Annotated in this window: 11 protein-coding genes; 5 read left to right on the plus strand and 6 right to left on the minus strand. The window is 35.7% G+C overall.

Translation table 11 applies throughout. From position 1 onward, the window contains the following. Position 1 precedes the first annotated feature (1 nt). The 4 genes from R0F62_RS04385 to R0F62_RS04400 all read left to right on the plus strand — a co-directional run bounded on the left by R0F62_RS04385 (position 2) and on the right by R0F62_RS04400 (position 4,956). Entirely contained in the window at positions 2-889 is an 888-nt protein-coding gene (locus R0F62_RS04385; protein ID WP_274979310.1) for a heme o synthase, read from the plus strand. A gap of 175 nt (positions 890-1,064) precedes the next feature. Further along, positions 1,065-1,502, plus strand: coding sequence for a ribonuclease HI (gene rnhA / locus R0F62_RS04390; RefSeq protein ID WP_010082655.1), 438 nt, complete (start codon positions 1,065-1,067; stop codon positions 1,500-1,502). Then, entirely contained in the window at positions 1,495-4,617 is a 3,123-nt protein-coding gene (locus R0F62_RS04395; RefSeq protein WP_274979311.1) for a YhdP family protein, read from the plus strand. Before rnhA ends, R0F62_RS04395 begins: the two co-directional genes overlap by 8 nt. A 216-nt stretch (positions 4,618-4,833) precedes the next feature. Further along, complete coding sequence (locus tag R0F62_RS04400; RefSeq protein ID WP_255703183.1) at positions 4,834-4,956, plus strand: hypothetical protein; 123 nt, start codon at positions 4,834-4,836, stop codon at positions 4,954-4,956. Positions 4,957-5,179: 223 nt separating this feature from the next. Here the strand turns inward: R0F62_RS04400 and groL are convergent, their stop codons facing one another. Beyond that, complete coding sequence (gene groL, locus R0F62_RS04405; RefSeq protein WP_010962503.1) at positions 5,180-6,829, minus strand: chaperonin GroEL; 1,650 nt, start codon at positions 6,827-6,829, stop codon at positions 5,180-5,182. 100 nt (positions 6,830-6,929) lie between these two features. Further along, on the minus strand, positions 6,930-7,211 hold the full coding sequence (locus tag R0F62_RS04410) for a co-chaperone GroES (RefSeq protein ID WP_173862895.1): 282 nt from the start codon (positions 7,209-7,211) through the stop codon (positions 6,930-6,932). Between the two features lie 186 nt (positions 7,212-7,397). On the opposite strand from R0F62_RS04410, the gene ygfZ reads away from it, so the two are divergent. Next, on the plus strand, positions 7,398-8,204 hold the full coding sequence (gene ygfZ / locus R0F62_RS04415) for a CAF17-like 4Fe-4S cluster assembly/insertion protein YgfZ (RefSeq protein ID WP_010962504.1): 807 nt from the start codon (positions 7,398-7,400) through the stop codon (positions 8,202-8,204). 895 nt (positions 8,205-9,099) lie between these two features. On the opposite strand, the gene recJ is transcribed toward ygfZ, so the two are convergent. The 4 genes from recJ to R0F62_RS04435 all read right to left on the minus strand — a co-directional run bounded on the left by recJ (position 9,100) and on the right by R0F62_RS04435 (position 13,163). Next, positions 9,100-10,839: a single-stranded-DNA-specific exonuclease RecJ gene (gene recJ, locus R0F62_RS04420; protein WP_010962506.1), complete on the minus strand. Its 1,740-nt coding sequence runs from the start codon at positions 10,837-10,839 to the stop codon at positions 9,100-9,102. A gap of 60 nt (positions 10,840-10,899) precedes the next feature. Next, the gene (locus R0F62_RS04425) at positions 10,900-11,133 is read right to left on the minus strand and encodes a hypothetical protein (protein WP_010962507.1); all 234 of its coding nucleotides are present in this window, start codon (positions 11,131-11,133) and stop codon (positions 10,900-10,902) included. Beyond that, a complete protein-coding gene (locus R0F62_RS04430; protein ID WP_274979312.1) occupies positions 11,130-11,333 on the minus strand; it encodes a hypothetical protein in 204 nt (67 codons plus the stop codon). The genes R0F62_RS04425 and R0F62_RS04430 overlap by 4 nt, the downstream gene beginning before the upstream one ends. Positions 11,334-11,903: 570 nt before the next feature. Then, positions 11,904-13,163 (minus strand): cbb3-type cytochrome c oxidase subunit I, encoded by a 1,260-nt coding sequence (locus R0F62_RS04435; RefSeq protein ID WP_316659895.1) that lies wholly within the window; start codon positions 13,161-13,163, stop codon positions 11,904-11,906. Positions 13,164-13,192: the final 29 nt, after the last annotated feature.

The raw sequence follows: 13,192 nt of genomic DNA on the forward strand, positions 1-13,192 counted from the left end.
AATGTACACAAGTGTTTTGCTAAATGTTGAATCAACAATACTGGATTTTTGGCGTTTGCTGAAGCCAAGGATAATGTATCTTGTGGTATTTACTGCAGTTGCTGGTATGGTTACTGCACCAGGTAGTATGCACCCTTTTCTAGCACTAATATCTCTTATATGTGTTGCTCTTGGCTCAGGATCTGCAGGTGCTATAAATATGTGGTATGACAGAGACATAGATCTGCTCATGGAAAGGACAAAAAACCGCCCTATACCCTCAGGTAGAGTTTCTGCAGAAAGTGCGCTTGAATTTGGTATAACTCTTGGAATATTGTCAGTATTTATCATGGCAATAGCAGTAAACTATATTTCTGCTGCTTTGCTTGCTGTTAGCATATTATTTTACGTTTTCATATATACAATTTGGCTAAAAAGGCGTACTCCGCAGAATATCGTTATCGGTGGTGCAGCAGGTGCTTTCCCTCCAATGATTGGCTGGGCAGCTGTGACTAATTCTGTCAGTTGGGAAAGTTTCATTTTATTTTTAGTAATTTTTATTTGGACTCCACCACACTTTTGGGCCCTATCTTTAAATAAGTCTGAAGACTATGCAAAGGCATCGATTCCAATGTTCAATATTGTTTATGGTCCGGAAAAAACAAGAAAATATATATTAATTTATAGTGTTTTGCTGGTGCTAACTAGCTTGCTTCCGGCTCTATTTTTGAAAAAGGCTTTACTTTATCTAAGCATGGCAACCTTTGAAGGTTGCGTTTTTATTTGGTACGCTGTATCTGTTATGAAGTTCAAGAATCACAGCTCACAGAAAAAAATGTTTTCTTATTCAATTTCTTATCTATTTTTCCTATTCGCCAGTATTATTTTTTGTTCTATTGATTTATTTTAGTTATGAAAGAACGGCAGAAGCATAAAAACTATTTTTTACTTTTCCTTTTGGTAATGCTCGTTGTCACACTTTTTTTTGTTTCTATAATAAAATTTAAAGGTGCAGCTTAAACTACCTTTAGAAATTGTGCTTTCATAAAAGCAACTATATACTTTGTTAACCGATATAAACAAAGATGAGTAAAAAAGAAGTGATAATATATACGGATGGGGCGTGTTCTGGTAATCCTGGAGCGGGAGGATGGGCAGCTATCATATTATTTCAAGATTACAGAAAAGACATTTATGGTAGAGAAGAAAATACCACAAACAATAAAATGGAGTTAACAGCGGTGATCAATGGGCTGAAAGTATTGAAATTTTCTTGTAATATTAATTTATATACGGATAGTCTTTATGTTAAGCATGGCATAACAGAATGGATAAATAAGTGGAAAATGAATGGCTGGAAAACAAGTAATAAAAAATCAGTAAAAAATATGGAATTGTGGAAAGAGCTAGACAACGTTGCTTCACAACACGAAATTGATTGGAAGTGGGTTAAAGCACACAGTGGCGATAAGTATAATGAGGAGGCTGATAGTTTAGCAAGAAAAGCAATAATCGATGCTTAAAAAAATTACTATATTATTTTCCGTAGCTTTATTATTCATATTGTGCTTCTTTATTTTTTTTAAGCCTTTAGAAATCAATATTAATTATATTGATTTTTATGTTAAACATAAAATATCAAAAATATTTGTTGGCTCAAGCGTTAATATGGAGAATACCTCAGTTGTTTGGCAGAAAGATGGCAAAGATCCGTATTTAGTCATTACGGATTTGGCAATAGCAAACCCTAATTTTACTATAAAAGTTCCTGAGCTTTTTGTACATTTTAAGTTAAGTTCCTTATTTAAAGCTAGCACAAATCTCTCTCAGGTTTCAGCTGATAATGTGCATGTATGTATCAAGAGAGAAGAAACTAATGTTAATCCGCAAAACTCATTAGACCTTTTGGATAATCATTATTTAAGTAGTAACCGCCTTCCTTCGGTGTCATTCCAGCGCGTGACGCTGGAATCTAGAAAAAAAGAAACAAGTAGTCAAGCTACTTGGATGACAAGGACGAGTGCTGGGATGACAGGAAAAAAAGATACTGGGATGACAGGGAAGAATTTCAAGATGACAGAAAGTAGTGCAAAAAATCTATTAAAAACAATAAGGGAATTTTTTTTTGACTTAAATACGGATTCAAAAATTGAATTTACTAACATCGCTATTGATAAAAGCACAGAAGATGAATTTTTTATTGATAAATTATATATAGGGAAGGGGGAAGATTTTAATGTTTTAGATATTCATGTGAATACAAAAGATGGAAAGGGATTTTTGGATGATTTATCAATTACGATAAAAAATCGCAACAATTTGCTAAATGTGTACGGGACATTTTATGATCTAAAATTGGGACTATTGAGCAAGTTTTCTACATTAGTTAAAAGCTACAATTTGGACAAAAATATAGGATTCAAAGGAAGCTTCTCAGTGAAAATTAATAAAAAGGATGAAATTGTAGATGGAAATATATACGTATTGAATACAGAAAATTATTTGAACAAAAATTTGGCCTTAACTAATGTAAATATAAATTTAACATATAGTGATGGAATTATTAGTGTAAAAAACTTCCATTTTAAGTTAAATGACACGTATCTCTCTTTGATAGGCAAAATGAACTTTAGTACAAGTCATGCTTTGCTTAGAATTAATATTAGTAAGTTTGCTGCAAAGGATTTATGTACTTATATACCAGATAGTGTAGTAAATAGTAAATTTAAAAGCTGGTATTGTGATAATATTGATGGGGATGTTTTAAATACCATTGTAAGTTTCAATGGCAAAATTAACAATTTGGTTGATGACGATCTGTCAGACATTGTAATTGTTGCTGATATAGAAAACGGTAGCGTAAAATTTGATGAAGATTTTGAGCAAGTAAAGGAATTAAAGGGTGGTTTGATCATCAAGAATAACGATCTTGAAATTACTGTAAATAGCGCTAAGTTTCAGAATTTCACTGTTAATGGTGGTGATATTGAAATGAAATCTCTAAATAAGGAAGATTCAGTTCTAACCATTAATGGCAAAGCTGTAAGTGATGCGTATGGTTTATATGAGCCTATAAGATTTAAGCTGGATGATGTGGTGAAGGTTGAAAGGGATAAAGTAAGTGGAATGGCAAAATCCGTATTTAATTTTCGCATTTTTAATCTAAATGCTGATGACAAAAAAGTAGACTTCTCAGCAAATTTTCATTCTGAAATTGACAATTTGGCCGTCTATAATGCAAGTCTTGGTAAATATGATATTAAGCTTAGTTTTGGCAGTGACTTTATAGATTTAAATGGTAGTGGTATGGTGAATAACACACAGCTATTATTTGACCTGAAAAGTAGCAATAGGAATGAAAGTTTCGCCTGGAATTTGACCGGAGATTTACCCGCTCAAATATTTAATTTTGATAGTGGCTATGTCAGTGCAAATTTAGAGTCAGTGATAAATCAAGATAAGACGGGGTATGTTAATGGTGATATAGATTTATCAGAATTTGAATCACATTCAAGCTACTTAGGGTGGAAAAATCGCTTTGAAGATCACAATAAAATTTTGTTTTCTACAAGGTTAAAAGGAGCAGGTGAATTGTTAGTAGATAAATTAGACATTGTAGGAAATGACCTAGATATAAAATTCAGCGGAAGAGTAGAAAATGGAAATTTATATTTAAATTCTAGTAGCTTTAAATTGCCTGATAATGATTTTAGTATAGAAATTGAATCAGGTAAGGAGAAAAATGCCATAACTATTTATGGTGAGGAAATTAACTTAAGTGATATTTTAGGCTTGCTTGGCAAAAACAGTAATGGATTAAATAAAGATATAGAGATTAGTATGAATGTTGACAATGTAATTATGAAAGAAGGCATCGTTATCAAAAATGCTAAGCTGAATGTAACCTGTACTAAAGGTAATTGCAATGGAAGTCAATTTACAGGGCAGTTTCTGGAAGATAGCAGCAACATACTAGCAGAATACAGTGGAATAGGGCTCGAAATATATGCGGATAATTCAGGTATGCTTTTGCGTTCCTTAGGCATTAGTAAATCAATTAAAAACGGCAAATTGTCTTTTTATCTCTCTCCTCAGAGAGAAAGTGGAGAACATTATGGTACGTTATCCATTAGCAATTTCTACATCAAAGATGCTCCACTACTTACTACTTTATTGTCGATGTCTTCATTGCCTGGCATTGTAAATGCCATAAAAAATGAAGGTGTATACTTTTACAAATGTAATGCACCTTTTTCATACAAAGATGGCACTATTGAAATTGAAGAATCTTGGCTTGAAGGGGCGGAGTTAGGTATTAGCACTGGTGGTAAGCTCGATATTAGAAATTATAAATTCCAGGTTGCAGGACAAGTAATACCAGCATATTTAATTAATAAATCTTTGTTAAAAATTCCTATAATTGGAAAACTTCTTACTGGTGGGAAAAGTAGGGGAATCGTTTCAATAGACTATAAAGCAAGTGGTGATGACAAAAACAATAACGTATCTGTTGATCTTATCTCTTCGCTAACTCCAAACCTATTAAAGAGGTTATTGGGAGTGTTTGATCGCATTATGACCAAAACTAACGAAAGTGGCTTAAAAGGTGGTGTGAAAAAGAAATTTGGTTCGATATGACCAAAAGGGAAGTTATTTAACAAAATTATGGACAAAAATGCAAGAATTTCAGAATGATCTACCTGGTTTTTTATTTAGTTGTTTAAGTAATACCACTCCCTTTAACCTCTCTATATTTGCTGAACAACTAAAAAGGGTAGGGGGGTGGTTGTAAATTGTATCTGTTCAGCAGAGTGGCAAAATAAGGTAGACGAGAAAAGACAACTATAGGAACAAATGGGTGTCATGCCAGTGCGTGACACTGGTTTCCATCCAAAAGGGTGTCATTCCAGTGTCAGCTACTTTCATGACATCGTTTACTATGTGCCATATTGTAATGTTCGTACAGTTGTGGAATGAATCGCGGTATGACGTGTTGCTTGGGTCAGCTATAGTATAAATATACTAGGGGTTATAGTTTTCTTATGCTGCCTTTTTGTTATTAGACAACCACAATACAAAGGAGTGAAACGGATGCAAACAGTAGTGCATTTCTGCACCAAACGTATTACCTTTAACGAATAGTAAAATGTGAGATTTTTTGGAACTACCGTGGAGCAATTGCTCCACGGTTTCATTCTACTTAGAATCCACCCATGCCACTCATTTCTCCTGCACCCATAGGAGATGAAGCATTTTCTTTGCTTGGTACATCAACTATCATAGATTCAGTAGTTATCAGCACACTCGCAACAGATACCGCTGTTTCAAAAGCAATACGCACCACTTTTGCTGGATCAATCACACCAGCTGTAAATGCATTAGCGTAATTCATAGCCTCAACGTTGTATATAAGCTCTTTATCATTCTGCTTAATCAAATAGTCAATTATAACAGCAGATTCAAGACCAGCATTTTTGACTAACCTTCTAATTGGAGCACTGAGAACTTTCTTGATAATGTTTATGCCTATTTGTTCCTCGTCACTTGCACCTTTTAATTTGTCGAGAACAGATGAAGCATAAAGAAGCGCAACCCCACCACCTGGAACTATACCTTCTTCAATTGCAGCTCTTGTTGCATGCAGCGCATCTTCGACTCTATCTCTACGTTCTTTAACTTCCACTTCAGTTGCTCCACCAACTTTGAGCACAGCAACGCCACCTGATAATTTCGCTAAACGTTCTCTTAGCTTTTCTTTATCATAATCAGAAGTTGAAGTTTCAATTTGAGATTTAATCTGCTCGATTCTAGCTTTCACACTGTCAGAATCGCTATTTTCGCTGACAACTGTGGTATTATCTTTAGTAATTTTAACATTTTTAGCCGTACCAAGATCATCAAGCGTGAGATCTTCCATCTTGATTCCAAGTTCATCTTTTATGACGTACTTAGCACCAGTTAAAGTTGCTATGTCTTCGAGCATCTCCTTTCTTCTGTCACCAAAACCTGGAGCTTTTACTGCAGCAACTTTTAAACCACCACGCAATTTATTGATAACTAAAGTGCTTAATGCTTCACCTTCGATATCCTCTGCAATAATAACCAAAGGTTTACCAGATTTAACAATAGCTTCAAGAATAGGAAGTAAAGGTTGAATAATATTTAATTTTTTCTCTGTAATTAATAGATAAGGATTATCAAGCTCCACGATCATTTTTTCATTATTTGTAATAAAATACGGAGAGAGATAACCGCGATCAAATTGCATGCCAGTAGTCAGCTCAACTTCTAACTCTTTTGAACCTTTACTCTCTTCAACAGTTATTACACCCTCTTTTCCAACTTTTTTCACGGAATCAGCGATACTGTTACCTATATCCTTATCACCATTTGCAGAGATTATTGCAACTTGTGCCACTTCGTCTATTTTCTCTAGAGAAATTGTACGAGACATTGACGCAATTTCCTTTAATATTACATCTTTTGCCTTCTGTATTCCGTTTTTAATACCAACACGATCGTTTCCAGCAGCAATTGATTTTGAAGCTTCCATTATCATGTTGCTAGTTAGTATTGAGCACGTTGTTGTACCATCACCAACTTTATCGTTACATTGAGAACAACTCTGTGCAAAGATGCTTGCTATCGCAGCGTTTAATGGTTTTTCAGGCTTGATACCCTTCATCACCTTATAACCATCTTTTGTAATTTCTGGTGCTCCATAGGGCTTATTAATCCCTACTGTTTTTCCTCTAGGTCCTGCAGTTATTGCTACCGTTGAATCCACTATTGCTGCAACTTCACGAAAGGCTTCTTGCAACTGCTCACCTGATACTACTACATTAGTCATTTTTATCACCTCTTGTTAATAAAAAATTTAGAAAACTATAATAAAATCATTTACAATGCGCTATGTTGCGCTTTGTTTCAGTTTAGTAAAATAAAGACTGCTACTTAATGACAGCAAGTATATCGGACTCTTTCATCACGATAAGCTTCTCATTATTATGTTCTATTTCTGTACCAGCCCATTGGCGATAGAACACTTTATCACCAGCTTTCACAGTTAAAGTTACGCGTTCGCCACTTGAATTGCGTGAACCTTCACCAATTGCTATAACTTCACCTTTAGTAGGTTTCTTTTCAGCACTTGATGGAAGCACAATTCCACCTTGCTTTTCTTCGCTAATAGGCTTGATCAGCACGCTATCATCTAATACATTTAAACTTATACTTGACATTTGTTTTTCCTCATCAACAAATTAACTTATGAGTTTATATATATATACTCGTAAGTTAGATTTCAAGGGCTGGAGCTTGTAAAATATGCACGCCATTATAAAATATGCACGCCAAAAGCAGTTTCTAAAAGAGCCTAATATTATATAATAAAATTTAGATTTATTTATAGAGATTTCATGAGTTATATACCATTTTTAAGTCGTGGTGTGATAGTGCTATATGGGCCTGACACTAGAGATTTTCTGCAGGGTATTATAACCAATGATATTAATAAGTTGGATAGCCAAAAAGCCATTTACTCTTTATTGCTTAGCCCTCAGGGAAAATATCTATATGATTTTTTTCTTATTGAATATGGTAAATACACCCTCTTGGAGTGCGAAAACATGCACTTGCAGCAAATAATCGAGAAACTAGATTTACTTAAAACTTATTTGAGGGTAAAGATTAAAGACGTTAGTGCACTATATAAGGTTGGGGTTTTGTTTAATACTAAGTTGGCGGAGTGTAGTAGTAAGTCACAAGTTATTTTTCAAGATCCAAGGCACAAGCTGCTAGGAATGAGGATCATACATAAAGATGAAATGAAAGAGCCGGTTGGGGATTTTACTCAGTATGAAAAAGTCAGAATTCAAAATCTCGTTCCAGATGGAGCGAAAGATATGGTGCAGAATTCATCGTTTCCGCTGCAATTTTTAATCGATAAAGTAAACGGTATAAGCTTTAATAAGGGGTGTTATATAGGTCAGGAAGTTGTAAATCGAATGAGCAGACAAGAAATATTCAGAAGAAAACTTTACCTTGTTGAGGGGGATAACGCACTTCCAGATATTGGCACTAAAGTGACAAATGAAAACAATGAGGAAATAGGGGAACTGCGCTCTAGTGTAGACAACATTGGATTTGCATTGCTTAATACTGGAAAGAGCCATGCAAATTTATATGCTGGTGGGGTCAAGTGCGTTAAGACGTTGAAGTCTTAAGGTAGCCCATATAGAAACGAAAAACTTGCTTGACAAACTCCGCCAGCCCCCTTATCATGGTATTGAAGGTATTCAGTTATCTTCATCTGTGCAGATTAAACAGCAAGAAAACAACGTAGTTGGCGTCTTATTTTTAATTTTTTGCACTATGTGCACCTTATGTCTTCACAACATTTCTGGGTTTTTACCTATATAAGCTGAAACGCGCTTATAAGTCGTTTAAGACAGTATAGTACGCCAATTTGCAGGATTAGAGAGTGACAACTAGCTAACACGGGGTTTCTTTTGCCTTTTTTTCTGCTTAGTAAATTTCTTAAACATTTGTAGCGTAGGTTAGTTGCATTCAAAAGCAGCTAAATTGCAGTGTTTAAGACTTAAAAACGCCAATACTGAAAATAGACAATGACTAGGGTTTCTTTTGCCTTTTTTTTCATTTGGTAAATTTTTTAATGTTTATGGCTAAACGACAACCGTCATCCCGCTGCTTGTTAGCGGGATCTCTTGTTAGCGCCGCGGCGGTATGACGGTTCGTGGCGGCGTGACGATAAGCTCGTCATCCCACTGCTTGTTAGCGGCTAAGAGATACCGCGAATGAATCGCGGTATGACGGTTCGCGGCGGTATGACGGTTCGCAGTGGCATGACGATAAGCTCGTCATCCCGCTACTTGTTAGCGGCTAAGAGATACCGCGAATGAATCGCGGTATGACGGTTAAGTAGGGTGTCATCCCAGTGTCACGCACTGGGATGACATTATAGGAGCACTGCGATGACACCCTCTTGGATGGAAATCAGTGTCAGATAATTTCATGACACCAGTTGTTGTAAACTCACTTTTTCTCGATTTTTTGGTTTATCTTGTCTACCTATTTTGCCACTCTGCTGAACAGATACACTCAACTTATGGTCAATACATCTTCTATTAAAAATTGTACAAATTCATTGCCATTCCAGTAATTCATAGAGATTTTACCCAAAATCGCTTTAACATTACCCTGCATGATAGCAGAGCCAAGATGAGTATTTGCAGAACGAAATGCAATAGCTCTTACCATAACATTATCATCAGCAATAAAACATTTTATATGGTCAACTCCTATAACTTCAGGCTTTCTTATCTTTGCTCCTTGGATAATAAACCTTGGTTCAGGATTTCCAACTCCAAATGGTCCCAAGCGTTGCAGTTGGTTCCACAGAGATAAGTTTATTGCTTTAGCAGTTACTATACTATCAGCTTTTAAAGTTTTCTCATTTATAGAGTTTGAAAATCTTTCAGTAAAAAAATCATGCAAATCATTTATTTTGTCTTCTTTAATTGAAAATCCTGCCGCCATACTATGGCCACCACCTTCAATAATCAAATTTATAAACTTTGCGGAAAGGACTGCAGCACCGATATCAACTCCCAAAATTGATCTACAGCTTGCTTTTCCTATTCCATTATTTAAAGATATCACTACTGTTGGCAAGTGAAACTGCTCCTTTAGCCTTGATGCAATTATACCAATTATTCCCTGGTGCCAATTGCCACTTATCATTATAAAATTCGCACCTGATTGGGCAGACTTTTCCGCTTGTGCTGTAGCTTCCAAGAGAGCCTCATTTTCTAACACTTTTCTTGCATTATTCAAATCTATTAATTTTAGCGCGATTGAATGTGCCTCTTCATCATCATCGGTGGAAAGCAACCTTGCACCAAGCGATGCTTCTCCAATTCTTCCTCCAGCATTTATGCATGGCCCAATACTAAACCCTAATCGAGAAACACTTGGTTTTTCAAGGATTCCCAAAGCATCAAATAAAACACGCAAGCCAACGTTTTTTCTTGTTGACATAACTTTTAATCCTTGTGAGACAAGTGCTCTATTGAGGCCTGTGATCTGCATAACATCACAGACAGTTCCCAGGGCAACCAAATCCAACAGATCAAATAAATCTGGTTCTTTTTTGTTGGTAAAAAATCCTTGCTCACGTAGGCTTTTATTAAGAGCAACAATTAGCAGAAATGACACTCCAACTGCTGCTAGGTTATTATAAGGAGAGCTCTCATCAAGGCGGTTTGGATTCACAACTGCTACGGCGCTTGGTAATTTTTCCGTACCAAGGTGATGGTCAACAACTATAATATCAAGACCAAAAGCCTTTGCATCTTCTATTGGTTGATATGCAAGCGTACCACAATCAACGGAAATACATAAATCAATTCCATTCTTTTTAAGTTGTAATAAAGCATCTGTGTTTAATCCATAACCCTCATCAACACGATCTGGAATGTAGATTATAGAGTGTATATCGATTGCTCTCAGGTACCTGTTAATCAATGCTGACGACGTTGCACCATCAACATCATAGTCACCAAATATTGCAAGGTTTTCATCATTTTTTATTGCCCGTATTATACGAGAAACAGCTTTATCCATATCAAGAAGGTGAAAGGGATCTGGTAATAGCGATCTGATTAGTGGATATAAGAAGTCGCTTGCATTTTCTATGTTAACACCACGAGTAACCAATATTCTTGCTAATATTTCTGGTAACTCAAATCTCTGTGTAAGAGTTAAGATTTGCCTTTGATCTGCTTCTTGCAACTTCCACAATGCATTTGTTATGCTGCGCTTTTCAATTTCAAGTAGCATATTCTTTCTTTGTAAATAAAACTACTTTACCAGAATTTTTAAGCTTGTTCTATAATTGTATTAGACTTCTGCATAACCTAAACTAAGTAGAAAAAAGGTATCATCTAAGTAGCTGACACTGGTCTCCATCCAAGAGGGCAGTAGCCCCTTCGGTGTCATTCCAGCGCGTGACCAGGTCTTTTTAGCTATCATAGGATGACAGAAGCAGACACTCCACTTTGTCGTTCCAGTGCCTCCTTTTTTTGTCATTCCAGTGCCTTGACTATTTGGATCCAGGAAAAAGAATGGTGTCATCCCAGTGCCCCTATGATGCCATCCAAGTAGCCTCCCTCTCCTGTCATCCCAGTGCTCCTTTTTTTGTCATCCGAGTAGCTGACACTGGGATCCAGGAATTTTATTAAGTTGGTAAGCATAAAAGTGTTATGTAAAATACAACGTTCTTGATGGGATTGCGTGAAATGCTGGATCCCAGTGTCTGGGCACTGGGATGACAAAGGAGGACAGTGTCAGCTACTCGGATGACAAAAAAAGGAGCACTGGGATGACATCATCCTTTTTTTGGGGTTCCAGCGTCACGCGCTACCTTCCGTATAAATATTAAAAAATTTACCAAATGAAAAAAAGGCAAAAGAAGCCCCGTGGTTGGCTAATTACTTACATTATACTTTCAAGTATGGCGTTTTTTTATTCTAAACGCTTAATAACCGCGATTTAGTTGCTTTTAAGCCGCAACTAATCTAAATTATAAACATTAAGAAATTTACTAAACAGAAAAAAAGGCAAAAGAAACCTTAGGGTAGCTAGTTATTCACTATCCATTTTTTAAATCGGCGTTTTTTGATGTTTTAAATGCTTTATAAGCGCATTTCAGCTTATATTAGGTAAAAACTTAGAAATTTTATAAAGACATAAGGTGCACATAGTGCAAAAAATTAAACATGGGACGCCAGATACGTGAGTTTTTTTGTCATTTAATCTGTACAGAGAAGATAAATAAATAGCTTCAGTTTCATGATAAGGGGGCTGGCGGAGTTTGTCAAGGAAGTTTTTTTTGTTTCTATGGGTCAGTTGGTACGCGCTTTGCCTTTTAACAGATGTAAAAGCACAATTATTACGAACAACATTCCACCAACAACTGATATAGCGCCACCTATAATGAAGCACGTGCGTGCTAACATTGACGAAATACTTGGCAGATCTGCAACCTTCCTTAAAGCACCATATCCACCAAGCCACACAAGGCCAGTGATATGGAGAAAATGCCCTATACTGTAGGCATAAATCTGTAATCTTACCATGGAACTTTTTATCTCTTTAAAGTTTAATTTAGGTAACATCCAGTAGACAAAATTCATAAAAGCTATAGTGATACCAACTACAGAACCGTGATAATGAGCAGGAATCGTGACATTACCTTCAATAGTCAACACTCCGAGCACATCTCCATAAGTGAACAACAAAAATGAATGTAATAAATAGTTGCTTTTATCATTAATAAAAGTTCTGATGTTGTAGCACACTAATATTATCAAAAAGCACGGCAAAACTGCTCCAGCAATCCTCATATGCCAAGTAAAAAACTGTATTAACTTGGCACTATCAACTGGATAAACAAAATATACAAACGGTGCGCCTACAGCTAAAATCGTGTTTATAAATAGTGGTAAAATAGTAATTTTATTGTTTGAAGCTAAACTAATATCATTGGAACTTAGCATTATTAAATAGACTAAAAACATTCCTTGAGTAAAAGCAAACTGCAATAAATGTCCGCCTCCCCAAAAGAGATATTCGTAAAATAAATTATTATCTGAGTGATATAGACCTGGAGGCATATTATTATATGCTAAAACAAAGCAAAGAAATGACGATACAAGTATAATAACTAGCCCAATTTGCCCAACAGAGAGAAATGAAACCTCTTTTTTTGATGTGTATGCTAGCATTGTATTTACTAATATACTGGCAATAAATAAACTGAGTCCAAGTAAAAATAATTTGTTTTGTAATACGGGAATATAGTTACTTTTGATAACTTCAGTATTTGGAACGAATGCGGATATAAACATGAGCAGCATCGAAAGGGTTGATAGAACCCATGAAAAGTTAAACCCACTATTGGTATTTTGTAGGTTTATGATAAAGAGCAGAGATATCATAGAGCACATCCACACTAAAATTGACAAGTTCACGTGTATTACCAGCGCATTATCAAAAATATATTGTGCAGAAGGAACAAGAGAGGAGATAAAAGGCAATCGTAGAAAAATAACAATTATTGACAGTAACCCAGAGCAAGCAAGAGCACATACTGCCAAGAACATCCATTTTCTACAGAGCGGAGCGTTGTCTT

Source organism: Wolbachia endosymbiont of Drosophila aff. chauvacae BK-2020 (assembly GCF_032848195.1).
Classification (GTDB): domain Bacteria; phylum Pseudomonadota; class Alphaproteobacteria; order Rickettsiales; family Anaplasmataceae; genus Wolbachia; species Wolbachia pipientis.

What these genes read in the sequence shown, in the direction of transcription:
- groL (WP_010962503.1), bottom strand. Translation starts at nt 6,829, where the DNA reads ATGACTAATGTAGTAGTATCAGGTGAGCAGTTGCAAGAAGCCTTTCGT.
- rnhA (WP_010082655.1), top strand. Translation starts at nt 1,065, where the DNA reads ATGAGTAAAAAAGAAGTGATAATATATACGGATGGGGCGTGTTCTGGT.
- recJ (WP_010962506.1), bottom strand. Translation starts at nt 10,839, where the DNA reads ATGCTACTTGAAATTGAAAAGCGCAGCATAACAAATGCATTGTGGAAG.
- R0F62_RS04385 (WP_274979310.1), top strand. Translation starts at nt 2, where the DNA reads ATGTACACAAGTGTTTTGCTAAATGTTGAATCAACAATACTGGATTTT.
- R0F62_RS04425 (WP_010962507.1), bottom strand. Translation starts at nt 11,133, where the DNA reads ATGACACCATTCTTTTTCCTGGATCCAAATAGTCAAGGCACTGGAATG.
- R0F62_RS04435 (WP_316659895.1), bottom strand. Translation starts at nt 13,163, where the DNA reads ATGTTCTTGGCAGTATGTGCTCTTGCTTGCTCTGGGTTACTGTCAATA.
- R0F62_RS04400 (WP_255703183.1), top strand. Translation starts at nt 4,834, where the DNA reads ATGGGTGTCATGCCAGTGCGTGACACTGGTTTCCATCCAAAAGGGTGT.
- ygfZ (WP_010962504.1), top strand. Translation starts at nt 7,398, where the DNA reads ATGAGTTATATACCATTTTTAAGTCGTGGTGTGATAGTGCTATATGGG.
- R0F62_RS04395 (WP_274979311.1), top strand. Translation starts at nt 1,495, where the DNA reads ATGCTTAAAAAAATTACTATATTATTTTCCGTAGCTTTATTATTCATA.